This is a genomic window from Cupriavidus basilensis (assembly GCF_029335485.1).
GTDB lineage: Bacteria > Pseudomonadota > Gammaproteobacteria > Burkholderiales > Burkholderiaceae > Cupriavidus > Cupriavidus basilensis_E.
The window spans coordinates 1-14,566 of the sequence record NZ_JARJLM010000473.1 but is presented as its reverse complement, the minus strand read 5'-3'; the positions used below and the strand labels follow the sequence as shown (position 1 = coordinate 14,566).

The window sequence follows — 14,566 nt, the reverse complement described above, 5'->3', positions numbered from 1 at the left end:
GGCACCGGCGAGCGCCCGGAATGGCTGCAGCGCGCGGTCAACGCGGGACAGTCGGTTGACTTCTTCCGGGTCGGCTGAAGCCTGGCGGGCGCGCCCCTGGTAGCCCTGGCCAGCGCGCTTTCGGGCATGCCTTACTGCACCGGCGGCGGCTCGACCAGTGCGGTCACGGTCAGCGCACCGTTGATGCGCGCTACGCTGAACTTCACCCGGTCGCCCTCCTTGACCTTGGCGAGCATGGCCGGATCCTGCACCCGGAAGATCATGGTCATTGCGCCCATATCCAGGTTGACGATAGGGCCATGCTTGATGGTGAGCTTGCCTGCCGCGGTATCCACTTTGCGGATTTCGCCGTCGGTCATCGGGGATTCCGCCGGCGCCGTGGCTGCCGCGGCAGTCGTGCCGGCCGCGTCGGCGGCGGCCTGGGCCGGCAGGGTTGCGGCGGCCGCCAGCAGCGGCATCAGTGCGAGCAGGATCTTGCTGATATTGGTGTTCATATGGAGTCCTTGGTAGTTGACTGAGGTTGAGTGGCCGCGCCGGCGGCTTCAGCGCACGCGTACCTGGCCACGCATGCCGGCGTCGTAGTGGCCGGGTTGCAGGCAGGCAAAGGCAACCCGGCCGCTGCGCGTAAAACGCCACACCAGTTCGCCGCTCTGCCCCGCGTCCAGCGTGACGGCGTTGGGATCGGCGTGTTCCATCTCCGGCATCTTCAGCATTTCGGCATAGTGGGCCTTCAGATCGGCATCGCTGCCGAGCACCATCTCATGGCGCAGCCGGCCGGCATTGCGGACCACGAAGCGGATGGTTTCGCCGGCCCGCACGGTGAGATCGGGCGGGCTGAAGCGCATATCGTCGCCCATGTCGATCCGGATGGTGCGGCTCACGCGGCTGGCGTCGCCGGCCTGGCCAATGGCATCGGCTGCGTCGCCGGCATGGCCGCCGGCGTGGCTGCCGGCAGCGAGTGCGCCGCCGCACGCGAGTGCACTCGCTGCGGCCAGCAGCACGGTCGCGGCGCGGGATTTCAGTTTCATTCTGCTCATATCGGTAGCCTCGGTTCTTCGGTTGCGTTCACTGGTCGGTGCCGGGCGTGCCGGCGTATTCGAAGGCGACGGTGCCCTTGGGGTGGCGGTACCAGCCGGGATCGCGGTAGTCGTTGCGGCCCAGGCCGGCGCGCACCTTGAGCACGCTGAACATGCCGCCCATCTCGATCGGGCCGAACGGCCCCTGTCCGGTCATCATCGGCAGCGTGTTGTCGGGCAGCGGCATTTCCATGCCGCCCATATCGGCCATGCCCGCCTCGCCCATGGGCATGTAATCCGGCACCAGCGCATTCATCCGCCTGGCCAGGTCCTTTTGTTTCACGCCGATCATGGTCGGCATCTGATGGCCCATCGCGTTCATGGTGTGATGCGACTTGTGGCAGTGGAATGCCCAGTCGCCCGGGTTGTCGGCGACAAACTCGATCGCGCGCATCTGTCCGACCGCTACGTCCGCGGTGACCTCGGGCCAGCGTGCCGATGGCGGCACCCAGCCGCCATCGGTGCCGGTGACCTCAAAGCGATGGCCGTGCAGGTGGATCGGGTGGTTGGTCATGGTCAGGTTGCCGAAGCGGATGCGCACGCGGTCGCCCAGCCGCGCCGGGAGGCTGTCGATCCCCGGGAACACGCGGCTGTTCCAGGTCCACATGTTGAAATCCGTCATCTCGGCCACGCGCGGCGTATAGGAACCCGGATCGATGTCGTAGGCCGAGATCAGGAAGACGAAATCGCGATCGACCCGCATCTGCGCCGGATCTTTCGGATGCACCACCAGGAAGCCCATCATGCCCATCGCCATCTGCACCATCTCGTCCGAATGCGGGTGGTACATGAAGGTGCCTGCATGCTTCATCTCGAACTCGTAGACAAAGGTCTTGCCCGGCGGGATATGCGGCTGCGACAGGCCGCCGACGCCGTCCATGCCGGCTGGCAGGATGATCCCGTGCCAGTGCACCGTGGTGTGTTCCGGCAGCTTGTTGGTGACGAAGATCCGGACCTTGTCGCCTTCCACGCATTCGATGGTGGGTCCCGGGCTCTGGCCGTTGTAGCCCCACAGGTGGGCCTTCATGCCGGGGGCGAACTCGCGTTCGACCGGCTCCGCTACCAGGTGGAACTCCTTCCAGCCCTGCCGCATGCGCCAGGGCAGGGTCCAGCCGTTGAGCGTCACCACCGGGTTGTACGGCCTGCCGCTGGCCGGAGGCAGCGGTGGCTGGGTGGCGGGACTGGCTTGCAGGGCGGCTTCGGGCAGCACCGCGGCGCCGGCGCGCGATACCAGCGCCGCGCCCAGCATGGTGGCGCCGGAGCCGTGCAGGAATTGTCTTCGGGTAACCATGGTCATTGTCCTTTGGGCACAGCGATGGATGCCGGGCCGGCGGCGGCCGCGGCGGAAGCCGGAGAGGGCGAGGCGCCAGCACGGGCGGGCACGGTGGGAGATGCGGGCGAAGACGCGGCGCCGGCATCGGGCAGGCGCCCACCCAGCGCGCCTTGCAGCTCGGTTTCGGCCACCCAGTATTCGCGCAGCGCGTCCAGATAGCCGTTGACCGCGCCCACCTGATCGCGCGCGTCGGTCAGCAGCTCGAATACGCTGACCAGCATGCCGTTGTAGCGGAGCAGGCTTTCGTCGGCGATGCGCTTGCGCAGCGGTACCACTTCATCGCGGTAGTGCCGCGCAATGTCATAGCGCGCCTGGTAGCCGGCATAGGTCTCGCGCACCTCCGAGCGGGCGTTGATGGCGTTCTCCGCCAGCCGGCTGGCGGCCTGCATGTAGACCGCTTCCGCGCGTGCCACGCGCGCCCCGCCCCAGTCGAACAGCGGGATCTCGATATTGATGCCGTAGCCGGTTTCACGCGGCTTCGCGGTTTCCGTGTTGTGCAGGTAGGCGACATCGATCACGCTGACGAAGCGTGTTGCCCGCGTCAGGCCGAGCGAACGCGCCAGGCTGTCCAGCTGGAGCCGGCCGGCCTGCAGGTCGAGCCGGCTGGCAATCGCATAGCCTTCGAGATCGGCGAGTGCGGGCCGTGTCGTCGGCAGGTCCGGCAGACGCTCGGGGAGCCGGTACTGCGCGCCGGTGCCCCACAGGCCGAGACGCCGCGTGAGCTGCTCGCGCGCCGCCAGCGCCTGCTGGCGAGCCCGCGCGAGCTGGCTGGCGGCATCGGCATAAAAGGCCTGCTCGCGTGCGTGATCGAGTGCGCTGACATTGCCCGCCCGCGCCAGGTCGCGGGCAAAGAGCGCACCCGTCTCGGCGGCGTTCTTCACCTGCTCGGCATAGCGTGCGGATTGCTCCGCCGCCACGGCATTGACGAAGGCCTTGCGCGTTTCCAGCGCGTGCCGCAGCAGGGTGTCGGCCACCGCCAGCCGCGTTTGCGAAAAGCGGTCCTGCTCGATGCGCGCCGCCAGCGGGAGCACCAGCAGGTTCATCAGGCCGACCGAGATGGCGCGGTCGATCTTCAGGTCGTCGCCCTGGCGGGTGCGGCTGAAGGAAAACCCCGGGTTGGGCAGGCGTGTGGCCTGGACATACTCGGCTTCGGAGATGCCCAGCTCGGCGAAGGCCGCCTGCAGGCCGGCATTGTTGAGCAGGGCGATCTGCACGGCGCTGTCGGCGTCGAGCGGCTGCGCCAGCAAGGCCTGGGTGCGCTGGTAGACCTCGGCGCGATCCTGGTCGGAGCGCACCCATAGGGCATCCTTGCCCAGGCGCTCGCGCGCGGCGCTGGCCGCGGTGCCGAAGCCGCCGTCGGCGGTAAAGCCGGCGCAGCCCGCCAGCAACAGGGCACAGGCCGCCGCGGCCAGTCCCGGCCGGAGAGTCAGTGGTAGAGACATGCGGCGTCCTCAGTGATGATGCGCGTGGCCAGCGCCGGCTTCCGGCCGGGCGCCGCCTGCCTGGCCGGGCTTGCCGGAAGCATCGGGTGCGCCGGCCGGCGCCGGCTTGGACATTGGCATGCCCATGGGCGGATTGCCGGCCGCCGGTGCGACCTGGTCGTTGGACTGGCGCCAGGGTGCGATCGGCTGGGCCTGGAACGGCACGTAGCCGGCGAGCACATTCAGCGCCGGCAACGGCGGCACGGATGCGGCGGGGTCGAGCGGATCGGCGGCGGGTGCGCCGGGCTGGGCCAATGACAAGGCCGGCCCGAGCAGCCAGCACGCCGCCGCGAGAATGCGGACGAAATGCATGACAACCTCAGTGTTCGTGGGGTGCGCGAAGGGTGGCGCGGGGTAAAACGAACGTCGGGCGAGCGTGCGATGGACGCACCTCGGGTGTCAGCAGCGTGCGGCGGGCGGGCGGTCGGAGGGAGCGGGGAGGAAGCCGAGGAAGGCCGCTAGGGCGGCCTGGGGCGCGGCGTGGCCGTGGCTGGCCAGGGGAAGTTCGGGCAGCACCGTGGGGATCACGGCGCCGAGCGCGCAGGCGGAACACGCGCTGCAGGTGCCGGCGCCATGGTGGGTGTGATGGTCTTGCTGGTCGTGCGGAGCAGGCTGGCCTTGCGGCTCGGCCATGCCGGCCGACTTGTCCGCCGGGGCCGCCGCGTCATGGCAATGCATGCTGGCATGGCTGCCGAGCACGGCTTCCGCCTGCGATTTCATGGCCGCATGACGTAACATCATCGACTCGATGGCGGGGGAATCGGCCGACAGTCCGCCGGACGCCTGCACCGACTGCGCCGCGCTGCAGACCATCACGACCGCCGCCGCGATACCCTGTGCGGGCAGCGCGATCATGGCGATACATAGCAGGAAGCAGCTCAGGACGTGTTTCATCGGGGCAGGTGGAATAAGCAGGCAGTATTGTACCTGCATGGAAAGGTGCGCTAGCGTGACGCCAACATGACAATGCTGACATCTTTGGCCGGGCCGGGGATTCCTCGTATAGCGTAGCGGTCTTGCAGGACCGGTTTTCCAGCGGCGCAGGGGCGGCCGGTGCCCGGTTGATGGCGGAGGATGGCGGGTTGATGGCCCGGAGTGAACTTAAATGCGCATATTGATTGTCGAAGACGAGCCCAAGGCAGGCGATTACCTGCGCAAGGGCCTGAGCGAATCCGGATTCGTGGTGGACCTGGCCCGCAACGGCGTCGACGGCCTGGCCCACGCACGCGGGCAGGAGTACGACCTGATCGTGCTGGACGTCATGCTGCCCGGCATGGACGGCTGGCAGGTGCTGCAGGAACTGCGGCGCGAACGCGATACGCCGGTCCTGTTCCTGACCGCGCGCGACGAACTCTCCGACCGGCTCAAAGGGCTGGAGCTCGGGGCCGATGACTATATGGTCAAGCCCTTCGCCTTCGCCGAACTGGTGATGCGCATCCGCACCATCCTGCGGCGCGGACCGCTGCGCGAGAGCGAGCTGATCGAAGTGGCGGACCTGCAGATCGATACCGTCAAGCGCCGCGTCACGCGCGACGGGCAGAAGCTTGACCTGACCTCCAAGGAGTTCGCGCTGCTGCAACTGCTGGCGCGCCGCTGCGGCGAAGTGCTGTCGCGCTCCCTGATTGCCTCCCATGTCTGGGACATGAACTTCGACAGCAATACCAATGTGGTGGATGTCTCGATCCGCCGCCTGCGCGCCAAGGTCGACGATCCCTTTCCGCGCAAGCTGATCCATACCCGCCGGGGGATGGGCTACGTGCTGGAGGAGGAGGCGCCGTGAGCCGGCTTGGGGCTGGTTCAGGACGCCTTGCATCGGGCGGGCGGGGGAGCGCGTCATGATCCGCACCATGCTGCCCCTGCCCGCGTCGCTTACCGCCAGGCTCGCGCTGGCCTATGGCATCGCCACCGTGGCCATCCTGATCGCCGTCGGCACTTACCTGGCCAGCGCGCTTGCCTTGCAGTTGCAGGACCGCGACGAAGGCGAACTGGTGAGTGAAGTATTGCTGGTGCGTCATCTGCTGCGCGAGGTCAGGTCCGAGGCCGAGGTCCGCGCCGACACCCATCGCTTCGCCGATCTCGCAATGGGTCACGAAGGTCTGATCCTGCTGGTGCGCGGCAGCCAGGGTGAGCCGCTGGTCACCCTCAACCCGCGCCACGAGCCGGTGCCGGCGTTGCCGGCGCTGCCCGCCGCCATGCCGCCGGACAAGTCGCTGCTGCACACCTGGTACCCGCGCAACGGCGTTGCCTCGCGGGGCATCGCGGCGCTCGGGCAGCTCGGGGATTCCGACCACGCGGTCGAGATCGTGGTGCTGCGCGACGCAGGCTACCGCGCCGCGCTGATGACGGCGTACCAGAAGCAGATGTTCTGGGCGACCATGTGCGGCGCGGCGGTCGCGGCCGGCCTGGGCTACCTGATCGCCCGGCGTGGCTTGCGGCCGCTGACGCGCATGGCGCAGGACGCGTCGGCCGTGACCATGAGCCGGCTCGCCACCCGCCTCGACGCGGGCCAGGCGCCCACGGAAGTACGCGCCCTGGTGGCCGCGCTGAACGATATGCTGGCGCGTCTCGAGGATGGTTTCCACCGCCTCTCCGAATTCTCGGCCGACCTGGCACACGATTTCCGCACGCCCATCAGCAACCTGATCGGCCAGACCCAGGTCACGCTAGGCCAAAGCCGCCCGGTGCAGGAGTACGAGAGCCTGCTGGAATCCAACCTGGAGGAGTACGAGCGCCTGGCACGCATGATCGAGAATATGCTGTTTCTCGCGCGTGCCGACCACGCCCAGGTAGCGCTGAACGTGCGCGAGCTGGACGCGCGCGCCGAACTCGACAAGGTGGCCGAGTACTACGAAGCCGTGGCGGCGGATCGGGATATCACGGTACAACTGGCGGGGCAGGGCAGCGTGCATGCCGACCAGACCCTGCTGCGGCGGGCGGTGAACAACCTGGTCGACAATGCCCTGCGCCACGCGCCCGGCGGCAGTGCCGTGGACATCCGCGTGGCGACAGACACGCAGGCCACCAGGATACGGGTGGGCAACGGCGGCGGCGGAATTGCACCGGAGGCGCTACCGCACGTGTTCGGGCGCTTTTACCGGGGCGACCCGGCGCGCAGCAATTCGGCGTGCTCCACCGGCCTCGGGCTGGCCATCGTCGACACCATCATGCGCTTGCATGGCGGCAGCGTCAGCCTGTACAGCCGGCCCGGCGAAACGGTGGCGGAACTGACGTTTCCGCTGATACCGCGTACGTCCGCCCTGCGTTCGGAGCATCAGGCCCAGACGGCCGCGCAGTCGTCACAGGCGGCGCAATGAGTCCATTGCGCCGAGCGCCCAAAGAAACGGCTCATCCGGGCTCAGGTCGGCAGGTCCTCCGCCCAGCGCTGCACCAGTTCCTGCGGGATCGCCTGGAAGACCTCGTCGAAACGCTTGCCCGCAAGCCGCTCGGCTTGCCTGAGCAGCAGGGATACGGGACTGCTCGGCTCGTGCTCGTCGAACCATTGCCTTGCCAGGCGAATCGTGGCGATCATGGTCGCGCGGCTGTGCGCCGCATTGCCGGCCGGCGCCACCAGTGCCTCCGGCAGCAAGGCTTGCGCGGGAAGGGGCGGAGGCGGGGCGGGCGTCGGCCCGGGCATGACAAGTTCGTCCGCGCAAGGCAGCGTGGCGGTGTCTTCCGGCGTTTCCCCTTGCGGTCTGGCGCCCAGGCGCAGCAGCTGCAGCAGCGGCGATAAGTCCGGGGCATCGGCCGCCAGCGTCTCTTCCATCCAGGCGCTCAGTTGCTCCACCAGCTTGCCAGCCTCTTCCGTCGCGGCCAGCGTGGCGTCGCCTTGGCCGCGCAGGGCCGCGAGCTGGCGATGTACCGCGTCCGGGGCCAGGCCATCAACGGGCCGCGGCAGGGCAAAGGCGCGCTCGATGTCGCGCACCTGCAGCCGTGTTGCGCTTTGGGCCGAGAAGGTGATTTCCCGGATGTCGGCAAGCAGGCCAGCGGGGTCGGCAAGCCCTGCGAGCGCATTGGCGCGCACGGCAGGGTCGTGTTCGCCATCCACTTCCAGGCGCGGGTGGATCGCCGCGGGATGGCTCCGCAGCAGGGCGAGCAGCAGCGCCAGTCCGTCCCGCAAGCCCGCGGCTGCGTCCAGTCTCGCGCGGCATCGCAGGAACAGTATCAACAGGCGGATATCCTTGGTCCGCAGCAGCAGGCGCTTGCAATCCCGCTCCAGCTCCAGCCAGTTCACCGTTTCGGCATTGGCGACGAAGTCGCCGTATTGTGCCTGGCCGCGCGGAGAAGCCTTGGCAAGCAGTACGACAAACTCCGGATCGTATTCAAGGTCCGCGCCGCACGGCGCATTCCCTGCCACGGGCTCGGCCAGCTCGGCGAAGCGCAGGGGGGCGATGGTGGTTGCCTTGATCGGCCTGGATGCGTTCTTCATGGGTTAGCCGCGCATGTAAAGTTCGGGTTCAAAGACCATGCCTGTCACGGCGGCGCGCCGCGGATCGGGTTCGCCCAGCCAGGTCGACCAGCCCAGTCGTTCTTGCGCGCCCAGGATGGCTGGCGGCGCGGATGCCGGTTTCACCTGCAACTCGGCCTCCCACGCGAATTCAAAGCCGACGAACGAGCGGACCCACTCCACCAGGACGGGCAAGTCGCGGCCATTCGGCGCGAATCGCAGGTATTGGCGCAGGCCGAGCGGCCCGATTACCAGGCGGAACTTATGCTGGCGGTCCGGCACCGAGTCGCCCAGCATCGCGCCATGCGCGAGCAGGCCCGATGGCCCGGCATGGCCCAGGCACGTCAGGTCGGCCGGGTCGATGGCGATCCAGTGCAGCACATACTCTTCGAGTCGCACAGGAACGCCAAAGAAATGCGCCAGGGAGTCGGCGATTCCATCCGGGTTCCTGGCTTCACGCACATGATGCGCGCTGGCCGCCAGCCGAGCATGGGCCGGCAGCGGGCTATGCGCGATCTCTTCAGCCTCATGACCCGCGAGCCAGCCGACATAGCGCGAAAAGACCTCGTCGTCGGGCCGATCCAGCCCGGCCGCTGCTTGTCCCACGGCCCAGGCCTGATAGAACTGCGTGAGGGCGCGGTGATGAAAGATGTCGAGGAAGGCCGCCGTAGTACGGTCCCGCCGGGATTCGGCCCGGTCCCGCACGATCTCCGTAAAGTGCAGCGGGAGCGGCCCGTTGGGCCCGAGCATGCCCAGGCCGAACAGTTGGACCTGCAGCCCGGCGGGGCTCTGCTCCAGTTGCGCAATCTCCCGGGGCGCGAACGAAAGCGAGGCCGCCTGGCCCACGCGGAAGGGCTCCTGGTGCGGTCGGCTGGCCTGGCCCACCTGCGGCAGTTCGGGCCGGCGCGCGTACAAGTGCCTCAGCAGCCCGAGGAAGCTGAGCTTCCATACCGGCTGGCCGGCATAGCCGGCGCTTGCCGCGTGGGAGCCAGCCGGCGGCCGGTTCGCTTCTGTGTCGCTGTGCATGGCTGGCATGGACTACGCCGCGCTGCGGCCGCCCGCGCGGGCCGGCCAGCGATGCACGAGTCCGCGCTGCATCGAGTGCAGTTCCGTCTCCGTGAAGGCGTTGACGCTGACGTGGCGCGCCAGGAAATGCTCGAGCACCACGCCGAACAGATACGGACTGATACCGGAAAAGCCGGCCTCGTCCACGGTCAGCCGGCACTGTATGCCGCGCCCGTAGACGAGCGGGCCGTCCCCGGGCAACCGCCGCATGACCGGCTGGATCTGCGAGCCGATCAGGCTTTCGATCTGGCGCAACCGGGCCTGATCGTCGTTCGGCGCGAACAGCCGGAGGAGGTCGCGCAGCCCCTGGCCGCCGCTGCGGTGATCCACGTCCATCAACGAGAGATAGTTGAAACCCAGCAGCCGGATCAGGCGCCACGCCGTTTCATTCTCCGCATAGGGCGGCCAGGGCGAAGAGGGCGGCCGGATCAGGCCGATGCCGTCCACCGGGATCGACGCCGACGTCGTCAGGTCGTTCAGGCCGTTGCGAGGGACCAGCGTGGCCAGGTCCCGGTTGGTGACCAGCGCTTCCACCGATAGGTAGCGCAGCATGTCGGGGTAGGGCGCCTCATGCTGGTCCACCAGCGCGACGAACAGCTCCGTGCCGGTATAGGCTGTACGGGTACCGTACCGGCGAGCCTGCTGCGAGACCAGACGCCGCTCGCGCCGTATGGAAAAGTACCGGCCGTGGTTGCCCTCGTCACAGTTGCGCGTGGAAAACAGCGGCCGGAACGCCATCGCGGCGCTATGCTCCGTCTCCTGCCCCGACAGGGTTTGCACGGAGTGTGCCTCGTAATCGAGCGGATGGCGTCGATCGGGCACGAGATGGAATTCGTTTCGTGCAGGCGCTATCTCGATCCGGTCGGTACGCTTTGCAAACAGGTTGACCACCGGTGCGCAATACAGTGCGAACTGATCGCGGTCCACCTTGCCGGCGAGATGGCCGGGCGGCTTCGACAGCAGCACCACGACCTCGGCCTCCCTGGCGGCGATGCGCCGAAGGCCGGGTGCAAGCCCGTTCAGGCCAAAAAAATAAAAGCGCGCCGGACAGGCGAAGTACTCATGGATCAGATGGTGGCCATGAAAGGTATTCCACGCCTGCGGCAGGGCCCCTTCGCCTGGAGCCATGCCGACATGCACAACGGCATCCTTCGTCACCGAGTGCAAGGCGCCGCCCATGGCGCCGGCTGGCCCGATCAGCAACGCCACGCCCGCGCCGTGCAGCAGCTCGAACAGGTGCGAGGCAATCTGGTCGTCGCCGCGCAGATAGACCGGCAGGCAGTCCAGGCCCTCCAGTTGCTCGAACGTCATGTCCAGTCCAATGGACAGGCGCAGCCGCAGCGCGCCTTGCACCGCAACATGCGCAGGCAGGTAGCGTTCGAGATTGCGGATATCGGGCGGAATGCCGGTCAGGCGCGCCTCGGTGATCGTGAGCGGCCACAATGTCACGGCCTGGGTGGTGCGGAACTGGCAGGCGGTCTGCTCGCCAGGCGCCAGGGCGGCGGTCAGCTCGGTATCGCGCGGTATCGGAACGCCGTGCGCGAAGTTGCCTTCCCCGATGCTCGGGCGGAACTGCGCGACCGCGATCGACGGGGTGGGGGCCACGTAGTTCGGGTAGACCACCTCCAGCAAGCGCTGGGTAAAGCGCGGAAACTCGGCGTCCAGCTTGATTTGCGTGCGGGCGGAAAGGAAGCAGAATGCTTCGATCAATCGCTCGACGTAGGGATCGGCTACCTCGATGCCGTGCATCCCCAGCCGTTTGGCCACCTTGGGGTGCTGGCTGGCGAACTCGCCGGCCAGCTCGCGCATGTAGACGAGCTCCCGGTTGTAGTACTCGAGGAGGTGTGGATCCATGGGCTCAGCTCGCGTGGATGGATTGCACGCTCAACCTGCTGGTTTCCAGGTCGAGCGTGCTTTGGGCCGTGAAGGCCATCGGATAAGGGTCCATATGGATCAGACCCTTGATCTCGAACAGCAGCGTGTTGTAGCGCTGCGGCGCGTCTTCCTTGCACAGGGGCTCGACCTCCAGGGAGCCGGGAATCAGCCTCGGCTCGAAATCCAGGATGGCGCGCCGCACGATGTGCACGATGTCGGTCCATTTGCGTTCGGACAGGTAGGTGCCGGCCACGGGCGGCACACCGTAGTTGATGGTGGAGGCGGCCGCCGCGCCGTGGCGGTCGCGGTTCATCTCGTCTTCGCGGTTGGTGGTATTGAGCAGATAGGTCAGGTCGCGCTGGATGATCTCGCGCATTTGCGCGCGCGTCACGGTGTATTCGGCCGCGCTTTCGCTCGCGCGGTGAGGGGCGTCGTCGCGCAAGCGGTCGAACAACGTCGGCATCAACTGCGTATGCGGACGGCGGGGCGCACGGCGGTCAGGCATCCGGGGTTCCTGGTTCAGGCGGCGATGGTCGCGGCGCGGAGCCGTTCCCGATAGCCAGAAGCATGGTAGGCGAGCCCCTCGTCGGGCCGTGCGGCGACAGTGCGGCAAACACCCCCGTGGCTTGCCGCAATGCCACGTCCAGGCGCATGGCGGGGCAGGCGCGGCCAGCTACGTTCCTATGTTTCATCGGCTGCCTGTGGGATGACGGCCTGCGCTGCACGGTAGGCGCTGTTCATCGACAGCAGGTGGTGCTCGCGCTGGACCAATGGCGTCGCGATCTCGCTCCCCTGTGCGGGCGCGATGTCCCCGGCGAACAGCCGGAGCACGTCCTGCCGGGCGGGCTGGACAAGGGACTGGAGCGCATCAGGCTCGCCTGGCGGGCCGATCAAGGCTTCGATTGTCAGCTCGGCGGCGACCATGTCGCGCAAGGAGCCAGGCCCGGCCTGCGCGGCGAGGGCGTGCAGCGAGCCGGCTTCGGCCCTGGCCGTTGCCGCACTGGCCTGCACCGCACCGCCCGGACCGGCGTGCCCGCCGACGTGGCCAGGGTTGCGCAGCACGGCCTCGCTCTCCGCGATCAACCGGGCAAGAATGTCATCCTCCGCGGCCTGTCCCGCCGGCGCCCTGCCGGTCGCGGCCGCGCCTGTTCCAGCCCTGAGGATTGCGAAGGGGTCTTCCGGCAATACGCGGCCCGGTTTCAGCTCTCCCGCCCACGCCGCCGGATCGTCATGGACCGCAGAGCGCTGGGCAAGGCCGGATCCAATCTCATTCATGGGCCATCTCTTCTGTCATCGGATTAAAAGGCTAGGAATACGCGGGTGAAATCGGCCGAATCATATCGGTAAATGGGATGGCAGGCAAAGTGCGGGAAAATTCCTAAATGTATTGGGTTGCATTCAGATGTGATTTGTTCTTACATCAGATTTCGCTTTGGATTTGAATCTATCCGTTGGGAAATTTCGTATTTTTTGTGAATTGTTGCAGTTTGCGACAAATTATTCGTGTCTGCCTGTTGATTTTTTTGTAAAAATCTTAATTTTATTTGGATTTATCGTGACCATGTTCCTAGCGCGATGCTATTTATTGGGAGTTTTCTTAAAGTAATAGGATTGTTCTTGTTTTTTGATTTTTTTTTAAAAATTGACATAATTTACATGTGAATTAAGGTGGTGTAGTTTACGACTTCCTCCGAGGCGGGTGGTCGTGCGGTTGATTTTGCGACGGCGATTGGAACCCTGTCCTGGATAAAAAGAGATAGGGAATAGGATGGATATTTCTCGTCAGGCGCTGTTCGGTCGATTGAATGCCACACTGTTCAAATCGCTGGAAAGCGCGACAGCCTTCTGCAAGCTGCGCGGCAATCCCTATGTGGAACTGGCGCATTGGGTGCATCAGTTGCTCCAGGTTCCAGACGGCGATTGGCCGCGGATCCTGCGTCATCATCAGGTCGATGTGACGGCGCTGGAAGCGGATCTGGCGCGCGCGCTGGGCCAGCTCCGGACTGGTGCCAGCTCCATCAGCGATTTCTCGTTCCAGATAGAACAGGCGATCGAACGCGCCTGGCTGTTTGCCACCTTGTCCTTCCGCGACGACAGGATCAGGGGTGCCCATCTCCTCACGGCCCTTCTCAGGACGCCGGAGTTGCGCCGCACGCTGCTGGGCATCTCAGCGCGGTTCGAGTCCATTCCCACCGAGGGGTTGATCGCCGCGTTGCCGGCGTTGGTGGCGCAGTCGCCCGAGAGCGGCGACCACGCCTACGACGGCAGCGGCCTGGCTCGCGCGCTCCCGGGCGAGGCCAGCGGTGCGCTGCCCGAAGCCGCCGACCAGCGTTCGCCGCTGGCGCGGTTTTGCCGCGACCTCACCGGGGACGCGCGTGCAGGCCGGCTCGATCCGGTGATCGGGCGCGAGCACGAAATCCGCACCATGACCGATATCCTGCTGCGCAGGCGCCAGAACAACCCGCTGCTGACGGGGGAGGCCGGCGTCGGCAAGACCGCCGTCATCGAAGGATTGGCGTTGGCGATGGCTGCCGGCGCCGTACCCCCCAGCCTGGCGCGGGCCAGGCTGCTCAGCCTCGACGTGGGCGCATTGCTGGCCGGCGCCAGCATGAAGGGGGAGTTCGAGGCACGGCTCAAAGGCGTGCTCGAAGACGCGGCGAAGTCCGCCGAGCCGGTCATCCTGTTTGTCGACGAGGTGCATACGCTGGTGGGCGCTGGCGGCCAGGCCGGCACCGGCGACGCCGCCAACCTGCTCAAGCCAGCCCTGGCGCGCGGCACCCTGCGCACCATTGGCGCCACCACCTGGGCCGAATACAAGCGGCACATCGAGAAGGACCCCGCGCTCACACGGCGTTTCCAGGTGCTGCAGGTAATGGAGCCGGAGGAAGCCGGCGCAGTGGCCATGGTGCGTGGCCTGGCAGGCACCTTCGCCGAGCATCATCAGGTATTGGTGCGCGACGAGGCCATCCGCGCAGCGGTGAAGCTGTCGCATCGCTATATTCCGGCGCGGCAGTTGCCGGACAAGGCAATCAGCCTGCTGGACACGGCGTGCGCACGCGTGGCGCTGTCGCTGCATGCGGCGCCGGCCGAAGTCGACGCCGCGCGGCAACGGCTTGCCGCTGCCCGGACGGAAGCGGCATTGCTGGCCACGGAAGCCCGGCTCGGAAAGGGCACCGGCGAGCGGCTGGCGGTGGTCACGTCGGATATCGCGCGATGCGAGGCGGACCTGGTCCTGGCAGAGGCGCGCTGGGAGCAGGAGAGGGAACTCGCCCGCCAGATACTGGAGCGGCGC

14 protein-coding genes are annotated in these 14,566 nt (G+C 67.1%); 3 read left to right on the top strand and 11 right to left on the bottom strand.

Going from position 1 to position 14,566, the window contains the following annotated elements:
• Positions 1 to 131 precede the first annotated feature (131 nt).
• The 6 genes from P3W85_RS29130 to P3W85_RS29105 all read right to left on the bottom strand — a co-directional run bounded on the left by P3W85_RS29130 (position 132) and on the right by P3W85_RS29105 (position 4,784).
• On the bottom strand, positions 132 to 494 hold the full coding sequence (locus tag P3W85_RS29130; protein ID WP_276267311.1) for a copper-binding protein: 363 nt from the start codon (positions 492 to 494) through the stop codon (positions 132 to 134).
• A gap of 48 nt (positions 495 to 542) precedes the next feature.
• Positions 543 to 1,028, bottom strand: coding sequence for a cupredoxin domain-containing protein (locus P3W85_RS29125; protein ID WP_430869640.1), 486 nt, complete (start codon positions 1,026 to 1,028; stop codon positions 543 to 545).
• Positions 1,029 to 1,065: 37 nt separating this feature from the next.
• Complete coding sequence (locus P3W85_RS29120; RefSeq protein ID WP_035811455.1) at positions 1,066 to 2,367, bottom strand: multicopper oxidase family protein; 1,302 nt, start codon at positions 2,365 to 2,367, stop codon at positions 1,066 to 1,068.
• Between the two features lie 2 nt (positions 2,368 to 2,369).
• On the bottom strand, positions 2,370 to 3,851 hold the full coding sequence (locus P3W85_RS29115; protein WP_276267309.1) for a TolC family protein: 1,482 nt from the start codon (positions 3,849 to 3,851) through the stop codon (positions 2,370 to 2,372).
• Between the two features lie 9 nt (positions 3,852 to 3,860).
• Positions 3,861 to 4,202 carry a hypothetical protein gene (locus P3W85_RS29110; RefSeq protein WP_276267308.1) on the bottom strand — a complete coding sequence of 114 codons (342 nt, stop codon included), beginning with the start codon at positions 4,200 to 4,202 and terminating at the stop codon, positions 3,861 to 3,863.
• 87 nt (positions 4,203 to 4,289) lie between these two features.
• Positions 4,290 to 4,784: a hypothetical protein gene (locus P3W85_RS29105; RefSeq protein ID WP_276267307.1), complete on the bottom strand. Its 495-nt coding sequence runs from the start codon at positions 4,782 to 4,784 to the stop codon at positions 4,290 to 4,292.
• Between the two features lie 211 nt (positions 4,785 to 4,995).
• Here P3W85_RS29105 and P3W85_RS29100 point away from each other — a divergent pair, with 211 nt between their 5' ends.
• The gene (locus P3W85_RS29100; RefSeq protein ID WP_017224208.1) at positions 4,996 to 5,670 is read left to right on the top strand and encodes a heavy metal response regulator transcription factor; all 675 of its coding nucleotides are present in this window, start codon (positions 4,996 to 4,998) and stop codon (positions 5,668 to 5,670) included.
• Positions 5,671 to 5,737: 67 nt separating this feature from the next.
• Entirely contained in the window at positions 5,738 to 7,204 is a 1,467-nt protein-coding gene (locus P3W85_RS29095; protein WP_276267312.1) for a heavy metal sensor histidine kinase, read from the top strand.
• Between the two features lie 41 nt (positions 7,205 to 7,245).
• Here the strand turns inward: P3W85_RS29095 and P3W85_RS29090 are convergent, their stop codons facing one another.
• The 5 genes from P3W85_RS29090 to P3W85_RS29070 all read right to left on the bottom strand — a co-directional run bounded on the left by P3W85_RS29090 (position 7,246) and on the right by P3W85_RS29070 (position 12,549).
• A complete protein-coding gene (locus P3W85_RS29090; protein ID WP_276267306.1) occupies positions 7,246 to 8,316 on the bottom strand; it encodes an ImpA family type VI secretion system protein in 1,071 nt (356 codons plus the stop codon).
• A 3-nt stretch (positions 8,317 to 8,319) separates the two neighbouring features.
• Positions 8,320 to 9,360, bottom strand: coding sequence for a type VI secretion system baseplate subunit TssG (gene tssG / locus P3W85_RS29085; RefSeq protein ID WP_430869641.1), 1,041 nt, complete (start codon positions 9,358 to 9,360; stop codon positions 8,320 to 8,322).
• Between the two features lie 12 nt (positions 9,361 to 9,372).
• The gene (gene tssF, locus P3W85_RS29080) at positions 9,373 to 11,253 is read right to left on the bottom strand and encodes a type VI secretion system baseplate subunit TssF (RefSeq protein WP_276267304.1); all 1,881 of its coding nucleotides are present in this window, start codon (positions 11,251 to 11,253) and stop codon (positions 9,373 to 9,375) included.
• A gap of 4 nt (positions 11,254 to 11,257) precedes the next feature.
• Complete coding sequence (tssE, locus tag P3W85_RS29075; RefSeq protein WP_276267303.1) at positions 11,258 to 11,779, bottom strand: type VI secretion system baseplate subunit TssE; 522 nt, start codon at positions 11,777 to 11,779, stop codon at positions 11,258 to 11,260.
• A 176-nt stretch (positions 11,780 to 11,955) separates the two neighbouring features.
• A complete protein-coding gene (locus P3W85_RS29070) occupies positions 11,956 to 12,549 on the bottom strand; it encodes a TagK domain-containing protein (RefSeq protein ID WP_276267302.1) in 594 nt (197 codons plus the stop codon).
• A gap of 493 nt (positions 12,550 to 13,042) precedes the next feature.
• Between P3W85_RS29070 and P3W85_RS29065 the strand changes: the two genes are divergently transcribed.
• On the top strand, positions 13,043 to 14,566 hold a 1,524-nt coding region (locus tag P3W85_RS29065), incomplete at its 3' end, for an AAA family ATPase (RefSeq protein WP_276267301.1).

Coding starts and splice junctions, on each gene's coding strand:
- P3W85_RS29130 (WP_276267311.1), bottom strand. CDS start 494: ATGAACACCAATATCAGCAAGATCCTGCTCGCACTGATGCCGCTGCTG.
- P3W85_RS29125 (WP_430869640.1), bottom strand. CDS start 1,028: ATGAAACTGAAATCCCGCGCCGCGACCGTGCTGCTGGCCGCAGCGAGT.
- P3W85_RS29120 (WP_035811455.1), bottom strand. CDS start 2,367: ATGGTTACCCGAAGACAATTCCTGCACGGCTCCGGCGCCACCATGCTG.
- P3W85_RS29115 (WP_276267309.1), bottom strand. CDS start 3,851: ATGTCTCTACCACTGACTCTCCGGCCGGGACTGGCCGCGGCGGCCTGT.
- P3W85_RS29110 (WP_276267308.1), bottom strand. CDS start 4,202: ATGCATTTCGTCCGCATTCTCGCGGCGGCGTGCTGGCTGCTCGGGCCG.
- P3W85_RS29105 (WP_276267307.1), bottom strand. CDS start 4,784: ATGAAACACGTCCTGAGCTGCTTCCTGCTATGTATCGCCATGATCGCG.
- P3W85_RS29100 (WP_017224208.1), top strand. CDS start 4,996: ATGCGCATATTGATTGTCGAAGACGAGCCCAAGGCAGGCGATTACCTG.
- P3W85_RS29095 (WP_276267312.1), top strand. CDS start 5,738: ATGCTGCCCCTGCCCGCGTCGCTTACCGCCAGGCTCGCGCTGGCCTAT.
- P3W85_RS29090 (WP_276267306.1), bottom strand. CDS start 8,316: ATGAAGAACGCATCCAGGCCGATCAAGGCAACCACCATCGCCCCCCTG.
- tssG (WP_430869641.1), bottom strand. CDS start 9,360: ATGCACAGCGACACAGAAGCGAACCGGCCGCCGGCTGGCTCCCACGCG.
- tssF (WP_276267304.1), bottom strand. CDS start 11,253: ATGGATCCACACCTCCTCGAGTACTACAACCGGGAGCTCGTCTACATG.
- tssE (WP_276267303.1), bottom strand. CDS start 11,779: ATGCCTGACCGCCGTGCGCCCCGCCGTCCGCATACGCAGTTGATGCCG.
- P3W85_RS29070 (WP_276267302.1), bottom strand. CDS start 12,549: ATGAATGAGATTGGATCCGGCCTTGCCCAGCGCTCTGCGGTCCATGAC.